Below are 20,992 nucleotides of genomic sequence, written 5' to 3'. Positions count from 1 at the left end.
ATACTGTTTTTATTAAAGCATATCAGTAAAACGCTCGAATTGATATCCAAGATCGAAGTATTTAGTAGAATCAATAGTTAAAAAAATAAGCATTAAAAGAAGAATGGCAAGAAAACGTATTTTAATAACCGGAGCGGCTGGATTTTTAGGTTCGCATTTATGTGACAGATTTGTTCAGGAAGATTTTCACGTGATTGCAATGGATAACCTGATTACCGGTGACCTGCGAAATATTGAACATTTGTTTAAGCTGGAGAACTTTGAGTTCTATCATCATGATGTATCCAATTATGTGCATATACCGGGACAGCTGGATTATATCCTCCATTTTGCATCACCGGCAAGCCCGATAGACTATTTGAAAATTCCTATTCAAACCCTCAAAGTTGGATCTTTAGGAACACATAACTTGCTTGGATTGGCTAAAGCAAAAAATGCGAGGATGCTGATTGCTTCTACATCGGAAGTATATGGTGACCCGAATTGTAATCCACAGCCTGAAGAGTACTGGGGAAATGTGAATCCAGTTGGTCCACGTGGGGTTTATGATGAAGCAAAACGCTTTCAAGAGGCTATAACAATGGCTTACCATACCTTCCATGGTGTTGAAACCCGTATCGTACGAATTTTCAATACATATGGCCCTCGTATGCGTCTGAATGATGGTCGGGTATTACCTGCTTTCATCGGACAGGCTATCCGTGGAGAAGATCTTACTGTATTTGGTGACGGATCACAAACCCGTTCATTCTGTTATGTAGATGATCTGATTGAAGGGATTTTTCGCTTGTTGTTTTCCGATTACTCTTACCCGGTAAATATTGGTAATCCGGATGAAATTACAATTCTTGAATTTGGTGAGGAAATTATTAAGCTGACTGGTACTACCCAAAAGTTGGTTTTGAGACCATTACCAACAGATGATCCTAGACAACGTCGCCCGGATATTACCAAAGCAAGGAAATTGTTAAACTGGGAGCCTAAGGTATCTCGTGCTGAAGGTTTGAAAATTACCTACGAATATTTTAAATCCTTGCCAACGGATGTCATTGAGAAAATAGAACATAAAGATTTCACGACGTATAATAAATAAACATGAGTAAGATATTAGTAACCGGTGGGACTGGCTATATTGGTTCGCATACGGTTGTTGCACTTCAGCAGGCTGGTTATGAAGTGATTATTGTAGATAATCTGGATAATTCAAGTATTGGAATATTAGATCAGATAACAAGCGTTTCGGGTATCAAACCTGAATTTCATGAGCTTGATCTGGGTGAAGAGCAATTGGTAAAAGATTTTATCGCTGCGCATCCTGAAATTACCGGAGTGATTCATTTTGCGGCACATAAAGCCGTTGGCGAATCGGTAAGCTTACCCCTGAAATATTACAGGAACAACTTCTTTTCGCTTTTAAATCTGTTAACCGCATTTGCAGGTAGGGATATCAATTTTGTATTTTCATCTTCTTGTACGGTTTACGGTCAGCCAGATGTGTTGCCGGTAACTGAAGATGCGCCAATAAAAAAGGCAGAGTCGCCTTATGGTAATACAAAGCAAATTGCTGAAGAGATTCTGACGGATATAGCGAAAGTAAATAAGAACTATCATATCATATCACTACGTTATTTTAATCCGGTTGGTGCTCATGCATCTGCGTTAATTGGGGAACTTCCTATAGGAGTGCCTCAGAACCTGGTTCCTTTTATCACACAGAGTGCAATTGGAAAACGTGGTGCTATTACGGTTTATGGTGATGATTATAACACAGCGGATGGTAGTTGTGTACGCGATTATATCCATGTAGTTGATTTAGCTAAAGCTCATCTAGCTGCTTTGAAATATCAGGAAGATGGGAAGATGGCAAGTGACTACGAGGTTTTCAATGTAGGCACCGGTACTGGTAGCTCCGTATTACAGGTTATAGCTGCTTTTGAAAAGAGTACAGGTGTAAAGCTTGATTATAAAATTGGTGCACGCAGAGGTGGAGATATTGAGCAAGTGTGGGGTGATGTTACGAAGGTAAATTCGGAGCTTAACTGGAAAGCGGAGCTTGATTTGGATGAGATGATGCGATCTGCTTGGGCTTGGGAAAATTATATCAAAGAGAATCCAATTAAATAAGGATTAGAAGTACTTATTAGCTGAATAAGCATTATATATTAATAAAAGCCTGGTTCTAATGAACCGGGCTTTTTATTTATTCATATCTTAATGCCTCAACGGGGTCGAGTCTTGATGCTTTAGATGCCGGGTAAATACCCGATATAATTCCTACAAAAATACAGATGGCTACACCAGTAATCATCCATAACCAAGGGATAATAAAACTTGCACCAAGTGCAAGAGCAACTACATTGCCGATTAGGATGCCAAGGATAATTCCTGCGATACCACCAATCAGACAGATAACAATAGCTTCATATAAAAATTGCTGACGAATCAGGGTAGGGTTCGCACCTATAGCTTTACGGATACCTATTTCACGGGTACGCTCAGTAACGGATACGAGCATGATGTTCATTAATCCAATAGATGCACCTGCAAGTGTGACGAAAGCGATTACAATAGCTGCCATAGTAACCCATTTAATGTTTTGAAGCAAGGTTTGAACAATAGCATCACTTTTTGTGATCTCGAAATTGTCTTCTTTTCCGGCTTTCAGTCCTCTGATCGTTCTAAATAGTGAGGTAGCCTCACCAATGGTAGTTTCGCTGCTTCTGGAGTCGTTACTCATCACCACAATGGTAAAGCTAGGCTTGCTCATAGTAGAGATCTGACGAGCTTTGGCTAAAGGCACTACGCAGATCTTATCGCCACCGAAACCTGCGCCTGATCCTTTCTTTGCAAACACCCCGATGATCTTATACTTATTGTTCCCTAGTAGGATGAATTTATCAACAGGGTTCAGATTTGGGAAGAGACGTATGTTCAGTTCTTCACCAATAATAACCACATTGGTGCCATAATCGATCTCTGCTTTAGAGAAATTACGTCCTGCAGAAAGTGAATACCCACCCGTGGTAATGTATTCTCTGTCGCCACCAATGATATTGATATTTGGATTTGTCTTTTCACTGCCGTATTTGGCTGTTGCTCCTTGTGATGCAAAGGTGTTGACGGAAACAGCGGCCGGATAATCAAACCGTTGTTTAAATGCGATAGCTTCCCGATAAGTAATACTAGGGTGATTTTTGGGCTGTTCACCAGGACCACCAAAACGGATACCACCACCCCTGTTTCGGATAGTGAATGAGTTGGCTCCCATTCTGGAGAAGGTGCTATTTAATGAACTCTTGATGGCATCTATTGATGTTAAAATTCCCACAAGGGCCATTAACCCGATCGCAATAATTGCAGCGGTTAATAGGGTACGTAATTTATTGCCTTTTACAGATTGTAATGCAACTCTTACATTTTCTTTATAGTTTTTATTTACCGGCATGCTGCGCAATGGTTAACGAATTATTAGAGTGCGGCAGGCAACGAATTGTTACAGTCCATGCCTTTGATTTCTGCACGGGTTCGTGGTAAACTGTTCGGGTAATTCTTTTCTATAAATGCAATAAGGTTCTCCCGTACGTAGCAACGCAGATCAAATGCATCGCCAGAATTGCGGGAACTCATTAATGCGCGGATCTCTATGGTCGTTTCTTTGGTATCAGTAACTTGTAGTACATCTACTTTTTTGTCCCATAATGGAGATAAAAGAAGTAAACGTGAAAGTTCTTCCCGTACTTTTTCGACAGGAACAGAATAATCCATATAAAAGAAGGCCGTACCTAAAATGTCTGAAGAGCTTCTGGTCCAATTTTGAAAGGGTTTTGTATGAAATAACTGATGGGAAGAATTAATCTCCGCTGGTCCCAGATATGAAGTACTACGTAGGTTAGGGTGATTTCTTCCACACGTCCCCATTCGCCTTCAACTACCAGCACATCGTCAATACGGATAGGCTGTGTAAAAGCAATCTGGAACCCTGCCAGGAGATTCCCCAGGGACTGTTGCGCAGCAAAACCCAAAATGGTTGCACCAATAGCGACACCACCTAAAAGTCCTGTTCCTAGTTTGCGCATATTTTCAAAGCTTAAAAGTATGGCCGCAATGGTAAGCACAACTATAATGGCCACTAAAAGCTGTCTGACGAACTGCATTTGAGTCCTTATTCTTCTGGCTTTTAGGTTGTTTTCCTGGGAAATGTCGTATATATGGTAGATGACAGATTCGAAAACTTTTATGGTGCTGATGAGCATAGCTGCAAAAGCGACCATTAGGGAAACTTCGATAATTCGATCTGTGTTTGCCAAGGGGATTTTATCCATTTTCATAAATGGAATTGCCGCATTGATGATGATCAATGGGAAAAAGAATCCGGCAGGGCGGTAAAGCCTTTTTATGATTTCAGGGAATGTATGAACTTTTGTACGCCGATAGTACAGGCGGATGCTTTTTGTAAGGATGAACCGGATTAAAAGGCCTATAAAAATCGCTATGAGAACAAGTACAATGTTCCAGATAAAGTCGGGTGTGTTTTTAAAAAAGGAAGTCCAATTTTCCATGCAGTAGTATTAAAGTTGTGATTTTAAAAGCAGTATTGCTTCTTTAGCAACGACTTGTCCTGATATAATAGCAGGAGGAACACCTGGGCCGGGAACAGTAAGCTGACCGGTATAAAAGAGATTTTTAACTTTCTTCGATTTAAGCTTTGGCTTAAGAAAGGCTGTTTGTGCTAACGTATTAGCCAGTCCGTACGCGTTACCTTTAAACGAATGATAGTCTTTCTCAAAATCGCTGATGGCATAACTTCTTTTAACAACGATGGAATCGCGGATAGATTGCCCTGTGATTTCCTCAAACCTATCCATGATCAGGTCGAAGTATTGTTCCCTGATTGCTTCTGTATCGGTTAATCCTGGTGCCACAGGAATGAGGAAGAAAAGGTTTTCACCATTTTCGGGAATGATGGTATCGTCTGTTTTAGAGGCACAGCACACATAAAATAATGGTTTTTCAGGCCATTGTGGTGTTTTATATATTTCATCGGAATGTTTGCCAAAGTCCTCATCAAAGAAAAGATTGTGGTGTTGGATATTGGTTACCTTTTGTTTACGCCAATATAAAACAGCAGGGAGGAGGGCGAAAGGACACGTGAATTCCAGTATTCGGAAGTATAACTTTGATAGGGTTTATCCAGTAAATGCTGGTCGGTAAACTGATAATCGGCACTGGAAATGATGACATCGGCTTGCTGGAAACCTTTATCTGTTTCAAGACCCTGTGCTATTCCATCTTTAACCCTAATGTGCCTTACCTCTGCATTCAACACAATCTTAACGCCGTTACTTTCTGCAATGGAAACCATGGCTTTAACGATCTCATTCATGCCACCCATGGGATACCAGGTTCCGAGGGCGAGGTCCGCATAGTTCATCAGGCTATATAAAGCGGGCGTGGTTTTAGCTGTTCCTCCTAAAAAGAGAACCGGGAACTCAAGGATCTTGACTATTTTAGGATGTTTGAAAAAAGAACCTACATGTTTGCGTAAACTGGTATAGAGTTGTAAACGAAAGCTGGCACTAATGAGTTTCAGGTCAACATATTCGAGGATGGAATGAGAGGGACGAAATACAAAGTCGCCCATTCCTGTGGTGTATTTATATTCTGCCTGATGCAAAAAGGTATCAAGGTTTGCAGAGGCACCCGGTTCTAAGGTTTCAAAAAGTGCTTTCAACTGAGGCATGCCTGCAGGAACATCAGTTAATTCCTTATTGGCCCAATAAACACGGTAGGAGGGATCTAGTCTTTTAAGAGTATAAAAGTCTGCAGCAGTCTTTCCAAATAAAGCATAGAAGTTTTCAAAGACATCGGGCATCCAATACCAGCTTGGTCCCATATCAAAGTGAAAGCCATCTTTGGACCATGTGCGTGCTCTACCGCCAGCCTGGTCATTCTTTTCATAAATAGTTACGGTGTGTCCTTCTTTTGCAAGAATAGACGCAGCTGAAAGTCCTGAAAAACCAGAGCCGATAATGGCTATTGTAGAGGTGCCCATATGAAGGTAAATGTACTCGTAAAAACAATTAAAGCAAAATTCCGTATAATTGGTAAATGATGCGCCTAATTTATGATGGAATTATATAATTACACTTGCTTTGAGTGTAGTAAGATTATTACCAAAACGTACAGTACCTCTTTTAGCTTGGGAATCAGGGCGTTTCATAAGGAACTTCATAACCCTATTTATGCTATCTATGGTTTTGTAAGATATGCTGATGAAATCGTTGATACCTTTCATGACTTTGATAAAGTACAAATGATCCGGCAATTTGGTTTAGATACGTTTGAGGCCATTGAAAGGAAAGTGAGTATAAATCCGGTACTACATGCATTTCAGCAAGTGGTAAACCAATATCATATTGACCGGAATCTGATAGAGGCTTTTCTTAAATCAATGGAAATGGATCTGGAGAAGGTTACCTATACACCACGTTTATTTAATGAATATATATATGGTTCGGCAGAAGTGGTAGGATTGATGTGCTTGAAGGTGTTTTGTAATGGACAGACGGATTTGTATAATTCGTTATTGCCTAATGCGCAAAAGCTAGGAGCAGCATTTCAGAAGATCAATTTCTTGCGGGACATTCGATCTGATTTTGAAGATAAGGGAAGGGTTTATTTCCCGGGGATAGATTTTCTTTGTTTTACCGAAGAGGATAAAAAGGATATAGAAGCGGATATTAAAAGTGATTTTGATGCTGCTTTGATCGGGATAAGGGGACTTCCACGTAAGTCAAGGGCAGGTGTTTATGTTGCTTATATATATTATCTTGATCTTTTTTATAAGATTAAGGATAATCCGGCCAAGACATTATCCAGTAAAAGAATACGTGTATCAGATAAAAGAAAATTATGGTTAATGGCCAGGGCATTGTTTACAGAGAGGGTTATCGGAATATGATCAGGTTTTGTTTACTACTTTTATTGTTGCCTTTTTCAACAATGGCATTGGATATTAAAAAGATTAGATTGGAGTTTTATGAAGCAGTGGACAATAAAGGCGTCGCTGAGAACTTCTATGCCCGGATGAAAAAGGATCAGGGAATAAGTCCGGTTTGTCTGGCTTATTATGGTTCCGCACAGACACTGATGGCTAAACATGCCTGGAATCCATATCATAAACTGGCCTATTTGAAAAGTGGCATGATTGATTTGGGTAGAGCAGTAGCTTTGAGTCCGGACAATCTGGAGATCAGGTTTCTACGGTTTAGCATAGAACATTATATTCCTGCATTTTTGGGGATGAGTAAAAATCTGCCAGAAGACAAGGCTAAAATTGTGGAGCTGATTGGTAAACAAGGGTATGGGTCTGTCGATCAGCGGCTTTTGAAAGATATGGTTGACTTTTTTGGTTACTCCAAGAGGTTTACTCCTCAGGAACTGGGCATACTAAGAGGGGCAGTTCAACATGAATGATCATTATACCTACCTGCTGATCAATTTTCTAACCGTACTATTTCCGGTGCTTTTATCCTTTGACAAAAGAGTGCATTTTTATAAGAGCTGGAAGCATATATTTCCAGGGCTTTTGTTGACTGGACTCTCGTTTTTATTATGGGATTATATTTTTACACTTTACCATGTTTGGTCTTTTAATGATCAGTATGTGATAGGGTTATATTTTCTGAACCTGCCTTTAGAAGAGATTCTGTTCTTTGTGACTGTTCCATTTTCCTGTATATTTATTTACGCATGTTTAAATGAGTATCTCAAAAAGGATCTGTTGGGTCGGTTTAGTTCATGGATTACGTTAGTATTGGTTGTCATGTCTGCGGTACTGTTGAGTATGTATTATGACCGGGTGTATACACTGATTACTTTTGGATTGCTACTCCTCATTGGTTTATACGTATATATTCGGAAACCGGTTTTTCTTGGTCGCTTTTATTTAGCCTATCTAATTTCATTAGTGCCATTTTATATTGTGAATGGTTTATTGACTTCTATTCCTGTAGTGTTGTATAATGATGCCCAAAATGTAGGTTTTCGAGTAGGGACTATTCCTTTTGAAGATCACTTTTATTCATTAACTATGTTGTTAATGAACGTCTTGTTTTTTGAGTACTTTAAGAAAAGAGCTCAGGTATTGTAATGGAAGAGGAATTGCCTTTTTATACCCGGTCACAGCTTGCATTGCGAAATGGACAAGATAAACCACAGATTTGGGTAGCTTTAAATGGCGTGATTTACGATGTTACAGAAAGCAGGTTATGGAAAAATGGTACGCATTATGAACATTGGGCCGGACAAGATCTAACAGAGGAGCTTGCTGATGCTCCACATACAGAATTGGTTTTTTTAAGGTTTAAAAAGATTGGTCAAATAAGGTAGGGTTAGAAAATATTAAAAGTTTTAGATGCTTAAAAAAAGAGAGGCTTCATCAATAGTAATAAATCAATACATGGTTTTTACTATTGATAAAGCCTCAAATGTTTAAAAAACTTTTATTAGTTAACTATGCTTCCAATACAAAGCTACTTAGGGTTACGAATTCTTTAATGCGGCTTTTAATTTCTTCCTGAGTCAGGTTTTTAATTTTTTCCGTGCCAAATTTTTCTACACAAAAGGATGCTAATGCAGATCCAAAGATGATTGCGTTTTTCATATTATTGAAATTGACTGAACCAACTTTAGCCATGTAGCCGATAAATCCACCTGCAAAGGTATCACCAGCACCAGTAGGGTCAAATACTTCAGCTAAAGGAAGCGCAGGGGCAGAAAACACGCGATCCTCATCAAACAGAAGAGCACCGTGTTCTCCTTTTTTAATGATTAGGTATTTTGGTCCCATTGCAATGATTTTTTTAGCTGCTTTAACTAAAGAGTATTCACCAGACAATTGACGGGCTTCAGCATCATTAATGGTTAGCACGTCAATCATGGTTAGCGTTTCTTTTAAGTCGCCCATTGCAACGTCCATCCAAAAGTTCATCGTATCCAATACAATTAACTTGGGACGGCTTTTCATGCGTTTGATGGTAGTCTGTTGAATTTGTGGAGTTAAATTTCCCAAAAGAAGATATTCACAATCCTGATAAGACTCCGGAATAATAGGGTCAAAATCAGCAAGGACATTCAATTCAGTGGCAAGTGTATCGCGACTGTTCATGTCATTGTGGTATTTACCTGCCCAAAAGAATGATTTTTCTCCTTCTTTTATTTGTAAACCTTCCACATCTATGCCATGGTTTTTGAATTCTTTAATATCTTCCTCGTTAAAATCGTCTCCAACAACACCAACGATTTTTACATTATCACAAAAATAGGAGGCAGCTAAACTTGCGTAAGTTGCTGCTCCTCCGACGATTTTGTCTGTTTTTCCAAAAGGAGTTTCGATTGCATCGAAAGCCACAGTACCTATAATAACTAAGCTCATAAAATATTTAAAAAAAACTTTCAGCAAATATTGCATAAATAAATTAAAATCCCGAATATTGCAATCCCAAACACAGCAATACTGTTCTTGTTAAAAAGAGTAGCAAAGACGCTGAAAAAGGGTAATACTCCTAAGTAGCTCAGCTGGTTAGAGCATCTGACTGTTAATCAGAGGGTCCCTGGTTCGAGTCCAGGCTTGGGAGCCAAACGGGCAAGCACGGTAAAACGGTCGCTTGCCCTTTTTTATTACCGTGTATTACGCTGTTAAAAATTAAGATCTAAACATAGCTACATTGAATTATAAATTCAAAATTTGGCTACTGGTACTATTGATGCCATATTGGTGATATTTTAATGATACAAGATTGGCCAAAAGTCTTTTCAAAAGGTAAGCCCGGTTTTGGGTATTATGGTTTTGATCCTCAGGTTGTCAAAAATATGCATGCTGCTTTTTATGCCTGGGGACCAGTTTTTAAAGCAGGGATTCATATTCCTTCTTTTGAGAATGTAAATGTATATCCGCTGGTAACAAATATTTTAGGCCTAAAATATAAAGAGTCAATAGATGGTAAAAAACAAGTACTGCAAAGAATTCTAAGACAGTAAATAATATTGATACAAGGTGTCTCAAGTAGAGGTGCCCTGACAACAGGTATCTGTGTATATTTTCAAATAGAGATTTCGAGCTATAGCGTATCAATGCGCGTGATACAATGTATTAATTCATTTCTTTTTAGTGTAAATCAATACCCAAAAGAATTAGGTAAAGCCTTAATTTCCTTAGTCAGATCAATTAAAAAACCATTTGATACCGCATAAACAGGTTTTTTATTCTGATCCGCTAAAATAAAGTTAGGGTATCGGCCTAAACCAATAGCCTCAGGGTTTGCAGTTGAACTATTTGTTAGGTTTAACAACCTGTTTTTAATAGGTCCTGAAGAGGATCTTTTGTCCGAAAACTTAACAAATAGATACCCTTGTTGAATAAGCACTTTTTCTTCTTCAAAGGACATATTATCCCATTCTACTTTCTTCAATACTTTGATCTTGCCTGGTAGAGAGAGTAATAAACTTGCGTCAGCTTCTTCATAGCCAAAATTATTTCCCATATCACCCAATTCCTCTAAGCTACCGCGATAGCTCAAACTCCTGTAATCAGTGTCTACAATAATGGCACGGTTAATCCCCAGGCTGGCTCTGTATTTATAGCCACCCTTAGTGATCTCTGCATTTCGAACGACAAGATCAAACACAAACCTTGTATTTTCAGGAATGGCCGCATAGTCCTCGATATCTTCATCTTCGTAGGACTTTTGAGCAATAGAATGTAATGCGCTTAGGATAATATAAAAATTCAGTTTTCGGATATACTGTTTATCCGGATCATTTGGATAACCGCCAGATTCAATCAGTACAGTTGAAATACCTTTACCCTGAAAGGTGTCGCCAAACCCTCTTGGTTCATGCGCATCACTATACTTTGCTACCTGACCAGGTGCGTACTTCTGTAAGGTACGATTCATCATTACGATCAGCTTAGTCGCATTTGTTCGCACATCATTCAAGTCTCTCGAATAATTATATGCCGGTGCAAGAAAAGAAATCGTTGCCTGATGTTTCGTATTACCAGCTGAATAAAGACTACTCTGATCATGCAGATTAAAGCCAAATTGCGGTTTGATCTTATCAGCTATTTGCGCTAAGATCTTTGCTTCCGGTGTAGTTAACGCACGAGCATCACGATTAAGATCAATATCAAGCGCATTCCTTCTTTTCCATTTTTCTGCTCCATCAGGATTAACCATGGGTACGAAATGCAATTCCAGGTTATTCAGGATAAATTTCCTGAAGTCATCATTATCATCACTGACGGACAGGAAATTGAAGATATCAAATAAGGCCATTGTTGCTGTAGATTCATCGCCATGCATTTGGGACCATAACAGCACTTTAATTTTACCCTTGCCGATGCTTAAGTGATTGATACTTCTTCCCTGAAAGGAGTTGCCTAAGATCTCAGATGTGAAAAGTTTTGAATTGACATGTTTTTGAATAAGGGGTAGTAGATCGCTATGTTTAAACATCCTGTTTTTTAGCGCAGGTTCTTTATAACGCGAATAGTTTTGCCATATAGTGGTTGTTTCTATCTCTGGACGGGAAAACTTTTTCCTCATACTCCAGCTAAGAAGCAATATTGGAATGATTAAAGCAGGTATGATGAATAGCTTTTTGTTCATAAAATAAACCGTTGATATAAAATGCAATTTAGAAAAACAAGATTTAAATAACTGATTGCCGCTTTTACTTTTATAAACAAAACTTCAAGTTGAATAATACGTTTAGTATTCGAAAGATTAAAATAGAGTATTAATAATTTAAATATCATGTTTCACTCTTTTCATAGACTTGAGAGCGATATAATTAGCTTTGAAGCTAAATGTATTGACGTCAATTGCTCACTAATTTATAAATCATTAAATATAATATAAAAATGACAGAAACTAAAGCATACGCAGCACAAACTCCTACAACTCCTTTAGCCCCATGGACCTTTGAAAGAAGAGAAGTTGGTCCTCATGACGTGCAGTTTGATATCTTATTTTGTGGGGTTTGCCACTCTGATTTGTCTCAGATTAAAAACGAATGGTTCCCTGGAATATTCCCAATGGTTCCTGGTCATGAGATTGTTGGTCGGGTAGTAAAAGTAGGTGATCATGTCAAAAATTTTAAAGTAGGCGATTTAGCAGGTACAGGTTGCATGGTAGATTCCTGTCAGGTTTGCGAAAACTGCAAACAGGATCTTGAACAATATTGCCTGGAAGGTAATACGGGAACATATAATAGCTATGAGCGGGATGGTAAAACGCCTACTTATGGTGGTTATTCCAAAACAATTGTGGTTAGAGAAGAATTTGTTCTTCACATTTCCGACAAATTAGACCTGGCTGCAGTTGCCCCTTTACTATGTGCCGGTATTACTACTTATTCTCCATTAAGACATTGGAAAGTAGGGAAGGGTCATAAATTAGCTGTTTTAGGGTTAGGCGGATTAGGACACATGGCCGTTAAATTTGGTGTTGCTTTTGGTGCCGAAGTAACCGTTTTGAGTACTTCTCCTAAAAAAGAAGAAGATGCCAAAAAATTAGGAGCACATCATTTTGTTGTCACTTCTGATGAAGCGCAAGTAAAAGCTGCACTGGGATCATTTGATTTTATCTTAGATACGGTATCAGCTGACCATGATTTCAATATGTATCTATCTTTGTTGAAAACGAACGGTACCATGATTTGTGTAGGTGTCACTTTAAAGCCTAACGAATTTTCTGCATTTAGTTTACTGGGCGGACGAAAAAGTATAGCTGGTTCAGGCATCGGTGGAATTGCTGAAACTCAGGAAATGTTAGATTACTGTGCAGAGAATAATATCGTTTCAGACATAGAAATGATTGATATAAAAGATATTCAATCTGCGTATGATCGTATGGTGAAAGGTGATGTTCGCTATCGGTTTGTTATTGACTTGGCTACATTATAATATAACGTACTTTGGAAGAAAGGAGCCTGGATCAAATACAAAGCAGGGATAAAACTTTGTTTTTTTCAGGTACCAGTGGCATCGTGTTGCCCTTTCCAAGTAAGCAATTTTACCCTCTGGAATTTCAAGATAAAAGTCGGTTGACCTATTATGGCACTTTGTTTAATAGTGTTGAAATTAACAGCTCGTTTTATAAAGTGCCTATGGCCTCTACTGTCGCTAAGTGGGCATCTGAAGTTCCAGAGGATTTTCGTTTCACATTTAAACTGTGGAAAGAAATAACGCATATCAAAGGGCTTGATTTTAACCCTGAAGATGTTGATCGTTTCATAAAGACCATCTCGCAAGTAGGACATAAAAAGGGATGTTTGCTGGTGCAATTTCCACCAGGTATCAAGATACTAAGCCTAGAAAAAGTAGACCAATTATTGAGGTGTATACAGGATGCAGATCCTGATGATACATGGAAGGTGGTATTGGAATTCCGGAATAATTCCTGGTACCAAGAGAGTACTTTTGATCTATTAAATCAATACCATGCAGGTATGGTAATTCACGATAAAACAGGTTCAGCAACACCCTTTACTGATGTAATTGGAAGCGTTGTATATGTACGATTCCATGGGCCAAATGGTAATTACAGAGAAAGTTATGCCGAGTCTTTTTTATATGAGTATGCTCAATATATTCAGGAATGGAAAGATGCCGGAAAAGTAGTTTATGTCTATTTTAACAATACCATGGGTGATGCTGTCGATAACTTGAAGACGTTAAATAGTTTTCTTTATTCAGAATGATTACCCTAAAATAGCGCTTATTTCAATTATGAAAAGGTTAAAACAGATCATTAAAGATATTAAAGACGCACAGGAAAAGGGAACAGATAGGTCTGATTTACTTTGGCAGTTGATTTGTTATCCACCTAAAATGCCAGTTCGCCTGCTTCAGCAAAATCTGCTTGATGAGGCGACTAAGTTTAGCTTAAGCGTATACGACGCGGAATTTAGTGCTACAGAACTTCGCTTTAATGTATTTAAATGGGGATCTGGAAAACATAAAGTACTTTTAACCCATGGATGGGGATCAAAAGCAATTGATTTTGCCGAGCTGATTACTACATTTAGGACAATGCCCGATATCGAGATTGTCGCATTTGATGCGCCTGGTAATGGAAGTTCTGAAGGCGATCTTTCTAATTTAGGGCTATATGTGCAAGCTGTTAATGCAATATTAAGGAATGGTTTTGTACCTAAAATCGTAATTGGGCATTCCTTAGGTGCCATGGCAAATACGCTGGCAATACATGAAACCGGAATTCTTCCATCTCTTTTAATCAGTTTAACACCTCTTATCCGGCTAAAAGAAAACTTTCAGTTCAGTATGGATAGCGTGGGTGTAACTAAAGTAGCTCAGGATAACTTTTTTGAAAAATTTGAACAGCTCTTCAAAGGTCAGGCATCTGCCTATAATTTAGTTGATTTATATCACATGAATGCTGAAGTTAAACATTGGATCGCTTATGATTCGCAAGACCTCATTTCTCCTTATGCATATATTGCCGAATTCCTTGCGCGAAATCCTGCGGTTGTAGCTGTATGTTATGAAGGCGTTGGTCATGATAAAATATTCAAATCTCCACAGGTAATCAATGATGTGGTTTTGCAGATAAACGTGGATACTTAATAATTGAGTTATAAATGAACTATCCTGTGATAATAGATTAGGATGTTAGGACTGAAATTATGACTTTTTAAGCCATATGAGGCCATTATTAAATTTTAATCGGTTAGTTATGAATACTTAACGGCTTTTTGTGTAAATATCAACGCGTAGGGCTTTCAATATTAGATATTTATGCCGAATATTGCAATCTCAAATAATGAGGGTTGCCAATGTAAATTAGCAAACCAAACATAACCAGAAATACTCCTAAGTAGCTCAGCTGGTTAGAGCATCTGACTGTTAATCAGAGGGTCACTGGTTCGAGCCCAGTCTTGGGAGCTCAGATTTTCAAGTCCGAGAATCGCAAAAAACCCCATTTCTAGCAATAGAATGGGGTTTTTGTTTGCTATTAGGAATTCTCCTAACCACTCGAACAGTTTCTCAATTGCTATTATCCGTCAAGTTTCACATCAAAAAATGTTAAACTTCTCGAAAAATCGTTACAGAAAAATCTAGTCATGTAGGGCTTCCGGTGGGTTGAGTGGAAATGATGATGCTGGGCAAATGAGTACTTGGTATGTTTTTGCGTCCTTAGGTTTCTATCCTGTTAATCCTGTGTCTAACGAATACATGATCAGCAGTCTCTTATTAAAAAATGCTGTAATAACCCTAAAAAACGGTAAAAAGGTAGGAATTAAAACGAATGGTAATAGGAAAAAGGAAAATACATTTAATCCTTAAAAGTAAATGGAAAACCTCATCCTAAAGCTTATATTACTTATCAAGAATTAATGGATGCTGCAAAATTAGAATTTTAGTTTGGGAAAAGACCTAATCCAAAGTAGGGAAATACTCCTTAGTTTTATCTTTATCGTAAGCAACAGCATAAAATATAAACATTCGTATGAATTTTAGTGTTACTAAATCAATTTAACCTATATTTATCACATCATTAATATTGAGATATTTTAGTTATCTAAATCAAATTTTCAAGCAGTTAGGGTTATTGATTTAAAGCTTTTATCTTGTTAATTTTGATTAATACATTAATAAGTCTTTTCTGGGAAGGCTAACCCAAATATAAATTAATTATGACACTTATTAAAAAAGGGAAAATACTTCCTTTATTTCTGTTTCTAATTTTTGGATCAGCCAATGCACAAAACAAAAGTAATATTTACCATAAAGGTTGGATAGATTTTAACAAGAATGGTGTGATGGATATTTTTGAAAATCCTAAATCCAATATCAACGAGCGGATAAATAATTTGCTTTCGCTGATGAATGTGAATGAAAAAACCAATCAATTGGCTACACTTTATGGTTATCACAGGGTTTTAAAAGATTCTTTACCTGTAGCCAGTTGGAAAAATGAAATCTGGAAAGATGGTATTGCCAATATAGACGAGCAAAATAACGGAGTAATAAGAGGAGGGAGTTATTATCAAAATAATTTAACTTATCCCTTTAGTAACCATGCCGATGCCATAAATAAAACACAAAAATGGTTTATTGAAGAAACCCGAATGGGAATCCCAGTTGATTTTACCAACGAAGGCATACACGGCTTAAACCATACCAAAGCTACTCCTCTGCCCGCTCCAATCGGGATTGGCAGTACTTGGAATAGAGAATTGGTCTTAAAGGCCGGTGAAATTGTAGGTAAAGAAGCTAAAGCTCTGGGTTATACCAATATTTATGCACCAATTTTAGATGTAAGCAGAGATCCACGTTGGGGACGAGTTTTAGAAACTTACGGCGAAGATCCTTATTTAATTGCTGAAATGGGTAAGCAGATGGTAAATGGTATTCAAGGGCAAGGAGTAGCAGCAACCTTAAAACATTTTGCAGTATATAGCGTCCCTAAAGGCGGTAGAGATGGCAACGCCCGTACCGACCCACATGTTGCGCCCAGAGAAATGCATGAATTATTTTTATATCCCTTTAAAAAGGTGATTCAAGAAACACATCCTATGGGTGTTATGAGTAGTTATAACGATTATGACGGTGTACCAGTAACATCAAGCTATTATTTTTTAACTAGCCTTTTACGCCAACAATTTGGTTTTACAGGTTATATAGTATCTGATAGTGAGGCTGTAGAATATGTATATTCCAAACATCATGTTGCGGATACTTATAAAGAAGCTGTACGTCAGGTAGTTGAAGCGGGTTTAAATGTTCGTACCAATTTTACTCCAGCGGCAGATTTTATTTTGCCTTTAAGGGAATTAGTAAACGAAGGCAGTATTTCCATGAAGACTTTAGATAGCCGGGTTGCGGATGTATTGCGGGTAAAGTTTGAGTTGGGCTTGTTTGATGAACCTTATGTTAAAGATACCAAAGCGGCCGATAAAATAGTAGGTGCCGATAAGCATAAAGATTTTGTATTGGATATTCAAAAGCAATCGATGGTATTGTTGAAGAACGATAATAAAACATTGCCACTTGATAAATCGAAGCTAAAAAATGTTTTCATTACTGGCCCTTTAGCCAAAGAAGACGATTATATGGTAAGTAGGTACGGACCCACTAGTTTAGATTTAATTACCGTTTACGATGGGATTAAAAACTATTTAGGAAATTCTGTTAATTTGAGTTATGCAAAAGGTTGTGATGTAATTGATGCGAATTGGCCTGATAGTGAAATTATGAACTATCCTTTAACTGATAAGGAGAAATTGGATATTGCAGAAGCGGTAAAACAAGCAGAAAAAAGCGATGTGATTATTGCCGTTTTAGGGGAAGATGACGGAAGAACAGGAGAAAGTAAGTCAAGATCGGGATTGGATTTGCCAGGCAGACAACAACAATTATTGGAAGCACTATATGCCACCGGTAAACCTGTTGTATTAGTGTTGATTAACGGGCAGCCATTAACCATTAATTGGGCCAATAAATATGTCCCAGCTATTTTAGAAGCTTGGTTTCCTGGCGCATTTGGAGGGCAAGCAATTGCCGAAACTTTATTTGGCGATTATAATCCAGGAGGTAAATTGCCCGTCACTTTCCCAAAATCGATTGGGCAAATTGAACTTAATTTTCCATTCAAACCTGCTTCACAAGCAGATCAACCTAAAACTGGCTCAAATGGTTTCGGTAAAACTAGGGTAAATGGCTCACTTTACCCTTTTGGTTATGGCTTAAGCTATAGCACATTTGCTTACAGCAATTTGAAATTAAGTGCCGATAAAATCAAAACCCAAGGCGAATTAAAAATAACTTTGGATATCAAAAATACAGGCGAACGCAAAGGAGATGAAATCGTTCAACTTTATATCAAAGATAAAGTAAGCAGTGTAATTACTTACGATAGCCAATTGAGAGGTTTTGAAAGAGTAGGCTTAAATCCTGGAGAAAGCAAAACGGTATCATTTACCCTGAAGCCCGAAGATTTAGAGCTATTGGATAAAAATATGAATTGGACAGTAGAACCAGGAGAATTTGAGTTAAGAATTGGCACTTCTTCTGAAGATATCAAATTGTCAAAGAGTTTTTGGGTAGATTGAAAATACTAAAATTAATATTTTTAGCATTTTATTAGATTGACATTTGGTTCTAATCTCAGGAAATCTAGTTGGTATTATTGATAAATTGAATGCATTTCACGATGAAAATTTCATATTCTTTAATCATATTCTTGTTTACTTCTGTATTTGCCTTTAGTCAAGATAAGAGTAATCTGAAAAACTTGGTGTATTCGTCCAATCAGTTTGTTCAAGAAAACCCTGCAGAAAAAATCTATCTACATACAAACCAATCAGATTACAATCTAAATGATACCTTGTGGTTTAAGGCGTATATATTGAATGCCAATTATTTAACTCCTAGTATAAAAAGTGGGATATTATACGTAGAAATAGCTAACGATAGTAATTTTGTAATGAAAAGATGGATGCTGCCAGTAGCGAATGGGATTAGTTTTGGGCAGTTTTTTTTAGATGGGAATGAATATCCAACAGGAAGATATATTCTTAGGGCTTACACCAATTGGATGAGGAATTTTGGTGAAGCCACTTTATTTCAAAAGACTTTTAATATCAATAACCAAGACTGGCTTGTCGCTTATAATAGTAAGTTAGAAGATAGTACTGGTAATAAATATTCTGTTGATTTAAATATCAAAAAATTTGGAAGCGATGGAATAATCTTAAATGATTTAGAACTGAGTCTAAGAGATGATAAGAGAAGATTGCAAAAGAATAAATTGAGAACAGATGTTACTGGGAATGTAAATTTTACAGCTAACATTCCTGATAAGGTTAACAAACAGAAATTGGTTCTAAGTATTAAAAGTCTTAAAAAAGGCGATGAGAACAAAATTTCTAATTTTCCTTTGCTATTAAATAGCAACTTGGATATCGATTTACAATTTATGCCCGAAAGTGGGGAATTGGTAAACGGTATTAAATCTAAAATTGCGTTTAAAGCAATCAATTCTTTAGGACTGAGCACCTCGGTAGCAGGAGAATTATACGAAGAAGGAAATTCTAAAAAAATCTTAGATTTTTCCTCTAGTCATAATGGCATAGGATACTTTTATTTACAACCTAGTAGCGGTAAAAAATATTATGTCTTACTAAAACCCAGTAACGGTGCGCCATCCAAAGAGATATTTTCCTTGCCCGAAATTAAAGACGAAGGATGTGTTTTACAAGTGGACAATTCCTTAGATTCTGATAGCTTGTTGGTCAGAATTAGTAAAAGTAAAAATTCACCGGATTATTGTTTTTTGGCAAAAGCAAGGGATATTATTTGTTATGCCTCTATGCCTAGTATAGCTGGCAAGCAGTTGGACTTTAAAATAAGCAAAAGCTTATTTCCAACAGGCATTACTGCATTATTGCTTGTTAACCAACAAAAACAAATCGTAATCCAAAGATTGGTATATATTGATCATCAGGATAATTTGAAAATTGAAGTATCAAATGATAAAAATATTTATTATCAAAGAGATAGTGTAGGTTTAACTATAAAAGTTTCGGATAAGCACGGGAAACCTGTGTCTGGAAGTTTCTCTTTAGCAGTAACCGATGATTTTTTTGCAGGAAACGACAGCCTAAACTACCAGGCAATTACTACTTATATGAATTTATCCTCGCATTTAAAGGGCGAGATTGAAAATATTAATTATTATTCTGATGTGACTAATAATAAGATAAAGTGGCAAAATTTAGATAATTTGCTACTTAGCCAAGGCTGGGTAAATTATGCGATGGACAAAACTTTTGCAGTCAAAAGAAAACTAAATTTTGAAGCCGAAAAAGAATTTGAGATTAAAGGAAAAGTCAGTAATGCCTTTAATAAACCTATAGCAAATTCAGATATTGTTTTGCTCTCAAAAAAGCCATTTGAAATTTTAGAAACCACTTCCGACTCTTTAGGCAGGTTTGTTTACAAAAATATCTTCCCAAGAGATTCCGCTATATTTTTTATTCAGGCAAAAAACAAACATAATAAAAGCTTTAATGTGGGCATAGAAGTAGAGGAGTTTAATCCACCGGTATTCACAAAAGAATTTCCAGCAGAAATTCCGTGGAATGTATATATCAATAAGAATGAATTTTTAAATGGTAAAGATCAGTTAGCATTAAATAATAACAGAAATCTTCTATTGAAGGGTAATATGCTGAAAGAGGTATCAGTTACCGCAAAAAAAATGGTTAAAGACTCTAAAAACTTAAATGGTCCCGGCGAAGCAGATTTAGTTTTAGACGAAAAAGTTATTCAAAAGGAAGGAAAGGCTACATTGGGGGATTTAATCAGAAAAAAAATACCCGAAATTACTCTTAGATATAACAAAACTGGTCATGGTTCTTACAGTATAAATTCTCAAAAATTACATTTAATTATAGATGGAGTTGATGTTGAGTTTTTTAAACCTGAAGGGGTTGATTTATCCACTTATTTTAATGATTATTTTAATTACTACGACGCGGAAGATATAAAAGGAATTGAGTTGATGAAAAGCCCAGGCTATGTTGTGAAATATGTTATCGAGTACCGTAATCCCTTAGATTATCCAATTGAACATGCTTTTTTGGAAGTTACTACACGAGGTGGAGTAGGGCCTTTTTTAAAGAAAGCTGTTGGTACCTATCTATTTAAACCTATGGCTTTTTCTTTGCCAAAACAATTCTATTCGCCTAAATATCAATTAAGCACTAAAGTAAGTATAGCAGATTTGCGTTCTACAATATTTTGGGAACCTAATTTTATAACTGATAAAGATGGAATAGCTAAGCTAAGTTTTTTCACTTCGGACCATGTGGGTAATTATTCCATTCACATTGAAGGGGATGATTTGCAAGGCTATTTGGGATCCGGTAAATCTCATATATTAGTTAAAAAAGATTAACA

General features: G+C 37.1%; 20 protein-coding genes and 2 tRNA genes. 15 read left to right on the top strand and 7 right to left on the bottom strand.

The features are described from left to right. The first annotated feature begins 103 nt into the window (after positions 1 to 103). Together ADIARSV_RS10420 and galE are read left to right on the top strand one after the other, a co-directional pair. Positions 104 to 1,093, top strand: coding sequence for a UDP-glucuronic acid decarboxylase family protein (locus tag ADIARSV_RS10420; protein WP_016195470.1), 990 nt, complete (start codon positions 104 to 106; stop codon positions 1,091 to 1,093). A 2-nt stretch (positions 1,094 to 1,095) separates the two neighbouring features. Next, positions 1,096 to 2,124, top strand: a complete 1,029-nt coding sequence (gene galE / locus ADIARSV_RS10415; RefSeq protein WP_016195469.1) for a UDP-glucose 4-epimerase GalE — start codon at positions 1,096 to 1,098, stop codon at positions 2,122 to 2,124. 76 nt (positions 2,125 to 2,200) lie between these two features. On the opposite strand, the gene ADIARSV_RS10410 is transcribed toward galE, so the two are convergent. The 5 genes from ADIARSV_RS10410 to ADIARSV_RS22520 all read right to left on the bottom strand — a co-directional run bounded on the left by ADIARSV_RS10410 (position 2,201) and on the right by ADIARSV_RS22520 (position 6,052). After that, positions 2,201 to 3,445 carry an ABC transporter permease gene (locus tag ADIARSV_RS10410; protein WP_016195468.1) on the bottom strand — a complete coding sequence of 415 codons (1,245 nt, stop codon included), beginning with the start codon at positions 3,443 to 3,445 and terminating at the stop codon, positions 2,201 to 2,203. 23 nt (positions 3,446 to 3,468) lie between these two features. Then, entirely contained in the window at positions 3,469 to 3,765 is a 297-nt protein-coding gene (locus ADIARSV_RS23040) for a hypothetical protein (RefSeq protein ID WP_016195467.1), read from the bottom strand. 17 nt (positions 3,766 to 3,782) lie between these two features. Beyond that, positions 3,783 to 4,559 carry a mechanosensitive ion channel family protein gene (locus tag ADIARSV_RS23035; protein WP_016195466.1) on the bottom strand — a complete coding sequence of 259 codons (777 nt, stop codon included), beginning with the start codon at positions 4,557 to 4,559 and terminating at the stop codon, positions 3,783 to 3,785. Between the two features lie 9 nt (positions 4,560 to 4,568). Further along, a complete protein-coding gene (locus tag ADIARSV_RS22525) occupies positions 4,569 to 4,994 on the bottom strand; it encodes a phytoene desaturase family protein (RefSeq protein WP_016195465.1) in 426 nt (141 codons plus the stop codon). A 101-nt stretch (positions 4,995 to 5,095) separates the two neighbouring features. Then, a complete protein-coding gene (locus ADIARSV_RS22520; RefSeq protein ID WP_016195464.1) occupies positions 5,096 to 6,052 on the bottom strand; it encodes a phytoene desaturase family protein in 957 nt (318 codons plus the stop codon). A gap of 72 nt (positions 6,053 to 6,124) precedes the next feature. Between ADIARSV_RS22520 and ADIARSV_RS10395 the strand changes: the two genes are divergently transcribed. Genes ADIARSV_RS10395 through ADIARSV_RS10380 form a run of 4 tightly spaced genes read left to right on the top strand, consistent with a single transcriptional unit; the run spans position 6,125 to position 8,391 of the window. Then, positions 6,125 to 6,961, top strand: coding sequence for a phytoene/squalene synthase family protein (locus tag ADIARSV_RS10395; protein WP_040299727.1), 837 nt, complete (start codon positions 6,125 to 6,127; stop codon positions 6,959 to 6,961). Beyond that, complete coding sequence (locus ADIARSV_RS10390) at positions 6,913 to 7,476, top strand: hypothetical protein (RefSeq protein ID WP_152439835.1); 564 nt, start codon at positions 6,913 to 6,915, stop codon at positions 7,474 to 7,476. The genes ADIARSV_RS10395 and ADIARSV_RS10390 overlap by 49 nt, the downstream gene beginning before the upstream one ends. Continuing rightward, entirely contained in the window at positions 7,469 to 8,152 is a 684-nt protein-coding gene (locus tag ADIARSV_RS10385) for a lycopene cyclase domain-containing protein (protein WP_016195461.1), read from the top strand. Before ADIARSV_RS10390 ends, ADIARSV_RS10385 begins: the two co-directional genes overlap by 8 nt. Further along, entirely contained in the window at positions 8,152 to 8,391 is a 240-nt protein-coding gene (locus ADIARSV_RS10380; protein ID WP_016195460.1) for a cytochrome b5 domain-containing protein, read from the top strand. Before ADIARSV_RS10385 ends, ADIARSV_RS10380 begins: the two co-directional genes overlap by 1 nt. Positions 8,392 to 8,515: 124 nt before the next feature. On the opposite strand, the gene ADIARSV_RS10375 is transcribed toward ADIARSV_RS10380, so the two are convergent. Then, positions 8,516 to 9,436: a PfkB family carbohydrate kinase gene (locus ADIARSV_RS10375; RefSeq protein ID WP_040299761.1), complete on the bottom strand. Its 921-nt coding sequence runs from the start codon at positions 9,434 to 9,436 to the stop codon at positions 8,516 to 8,518. A gap of 128 nt (positions 9,437 to 9,564) precedes the next feature. Here ADIARSV_RS10375 and ADIARSV_RS10370 point away from each other — a divergent pair. Then, a tRNA-Asn gene (locus tag ADIARSV_RS10370) sits at positions 9,565 to 9,641 on the top strand. Between the two features lie 148 nt (positions 9,642 to 9,789). Further along, positions 9,790 to 10,041: a hypothetical protein gene (locus tag ADIARSV_RS10365; protein ID WP_016195458.1), complete on the top strand. Its 252-nt coding sequence runs from the start codon at positions 9,790 to 9,792 to the stop codon at positions 10,039 to 10,041. Between the two features lie 137 nt (positions 10,042 to 10,178). On the opposite strand, the gene ADIARSV_RS10360 is transcribed toward ADIARSV_RS10365, so the two are convergent. Beyond that, complete coding sequence (locus tag ADIARSV_RS10360; protein WP_016195457.1) at positions 10,179 to 11,672, bottom strand: M14 family zinc carboxypeptidase; 1,494 nt, start codon at positions 11,670 to 11,672, stop codon at positions 10,179 to 10,181. Between the two features lie 254 nt (positions 11,673 to 11,926). Here ADIARSV_RS10360 and ADIARSV_RS10355 point away from each other — a divergent pair, with 254 nt between their 5' ends. The 7 genes from ADIARSV_RS10355 (at position 11,927) to ADIARSV_RS10325 (ending at position 20,990) form a co-directional block, all read left to right on the top strand. Beyond that, positions 11,927 to 12,970, top strand: coding sequence for an NAD(P)-dependent alcohol dehydrogenase (locus tag ADIARSV_RS10355; protein ID WP_016195456.1), 1,044 nt, complete (start codon positions 11,927 to 11,929; stop codon positions 12,968 to 12,970). Between the two features lie 11 nt (positions 12,971 to 12,981). After that, positions 12,982 to 13,767 (top strand): DUF72 domain-containing protein, encoded by a 786-nt coding sequence (locus tag ADIARSV_RS10350; RefSeq protein ID WP_016195455.1) that lies wholly within the window; start codon positions 12,982 to 12,984, stop codon positions 13,765 to 13,767. 28 nt (positions 13,768 to 13,795) lie between these two features. Further along, positions 13,796 to 14,653 (top strand): alpha/beta fold hydrolase, encoded by an 858-nt coding sequence (locus ADIARSV_RS10345; protein ID WP_016195454.1) that lies wholly within the window; start codon positions 13,796 to 13,798, stop codon positions 14,651 to 14,653. A 244-nt stretch (positions 14,654 to 14,897) separates the two neighbouring features. Then, positions 14,898 to 14,971, top strand: a tRNA-Asn gene (locus ADIARSV_RS10340). Positions 14,972 to 15,196: 225 nt separating this feature from the next. Next, positions 15,197 to 15,373, top strand: coding sequence for a glycoside hydrolase domain-containing protein (locus ADIARSV_RS10335; protein ID WP_152439834.1), 177 nt, complete (start codon positions 15,197 to 15,199; stop codon positions 15,371 to 15,373). Positions 15,374 to 15,723: 350 nt separating this feature from the next. Then, complete coding sequence (locus tag ADIARSV_RS10330) at positions 15,724 to 18,141, top strand: glycoside hydrolase family 3 N-terminal domain-containing protein (protein ID WP_016195452.1); 2,418 nt, start codon at positions 15,724 to 15,726, stop codon at positions 18,139 to 18,141. A gap of 101 nt (positions 18,142 to 18,242) precedes the next feature. Further along, positions 18,243 to 20,990: a TonB-dependent receptor plug domain-containing protein gene (locus ADIARSV_RS10325; RefSeq protein WP_040299723.1), complete on the top strand. Its 2,748-nt coding sequence runs from the start codon at positions 18,243 to 18,245 to the stop codon at positions 20,988 to 20,990. Positions 20,991 to 20,992 lie beyond the last annotated feature (2 nt).

The organism is Arcticibacter svalbardensis MN12-7, assembly GCF_000403135.1.
Taxonomy (GTDB): Bacteria; Bacteroidota; Bacteroidia; order Sphingobacteriales; family Sphingobacteriaceae; genus Arcticibacter; species Arcticibacter svalbardensis.
This window is presented reverse-complemented; position numbering and strand designations above follow the sequence as displayed.

What these genes read in the sequence shown, in the direction of transcription:
- ADIARSV_RS10420 (WP_016195470.1), top strand. Translation starts at nt 104, where the DNA reads ATGGCAAGAAAACGTATTTTAATAACCGGAGCGGCTGGATTTTTAGGT.
- galE (WP_016195469.1), top strand. Translation starts at nt 1,096, where the DNA reads ATGAGTAAGATATTAGTAACCGGTGGGACTGGCTATATTGGTTCGCAT.
- ADIARSV_RS10410 (WP_016195468.1), bottom strand. Translation starts at nt 3,445, where the DNA reads ATGCCGGTAAATAAAAACTATAAAGAAAATGTAAGAGTTGCATTACAA.
- ADIARSV_RS23040 (WP_016195467.1), bottom strand. Translation starts at nt 3,765, where the DNA reads ATGGATTATTCTGTTCCTGTCGAAAAAGTACGGGAAGAACTTTCACGT.
- ADIARSV_RS23035 (WP_016195466.1), bottom strand. Translation starts at nt 4,559, where the DNA reads ATGGAAAATTGGACTTCCTTTTTTAAAAACACACCCGACTTTATCTGG.
- ADIARSV_RS22520 (WP_016195464.1), bottom strand. Translation starts at nt 6,052, where the DNA reads ATGGGCACCTCTACAATAGCCATTATCGGCTCTGGTTTTTCAGGACTT.
- ADIARSV_RS10395 (WP_040299727.1), top strand. Translation starts at nt 6,125, where the DNA reads ATGATGGAATTATATAATTACACTTGCTTTGAGTGTAGTAAGATTATT.
- ADIARSV_RS10390 (WP_152439835.1), top strand. Translation starts at nt 6,913, where the DNA reads ATGGTTAATGGCCAGGGCATTGTTTACAGAGAGGGTTATCGGAATATG.
- ADIARSV_RS10385 (WP_016195461.1), top strand. Translation starts at nt 7,469, where the DNA reads ATGAATGATCATTATACCTACCTGCTGATCAATTTTCTAACCGTACTA.
- ADIARSV_RS10380 (WP_016195460.1), top strand. Translation starts at nt 8,152, where the DNA reads ATGGAAGAGGAATTGCCTTTTTATACCCGGTCACAGCTTGCATTGCGA.
- ADIARSV_RS10375 (WP_040299761.1), bottom strand. Translation starts at nt 9,436, where the DNA reads ATGAGCTTAGTTATTATAGGTACTGTGGCTTTCGATGCAATCGAAACT.
- ADIARSV_RS10365 (WP_016195458.1), top strand. Translation starts at nt 9,790, where the DNA reads ATGATACAAGATTGGCCAAAAGTCTTTTCAAAAGGTAAGCCCGGTTTT.
- ADIARSV_RS10360 (WP_016195457.1), bottom strand. Translation starts at nt 11,672, where the DNA reads ATGAACAAAAAGCTATTCATCATACCTGCTTTAATCATTCCAATATTG.
- ADIARSV_RS10355 (WP_016195456.1), top strand. Translation starts at nt 11,927, where the DNA reads ATGACAGAAACTAAAGCATACGCAGCACAAACTCCTACAACTCCTTTA.
- ADIARSV_RS10345 (WP_016195454.1), top strand. Translation starts at nt 13,796, where the DNA reads ATGAAAAGGTTAAAACAGATCATTAAAGATATTAAAGACGCACAGGAA.
- ADIARSV_RS10335 (WP_152439834.1), top strand. Translation starts at nt 15,197, where the DNA reads ATGAGTACTTGGTATGTTTTTGCGTCCTTAGGTTTCTATCCTGTTAAT.
- ADIARSV_RS10330 (WP_016195452.1), top strand. Translation starts at nt 15,724, where the DNA reads ATGACACTTATTAAAAAAGGGAAAATACTTCCTTTATTTCTGTTTCTA.
- ADIARSV_RS10325 (WP_040299723.1), top strand. Translation starts at nt 18,243, where the DNA reads ATGAAAATTTCATATTCTTTAATCATATTCTTGTTTACTTCTGTATTT.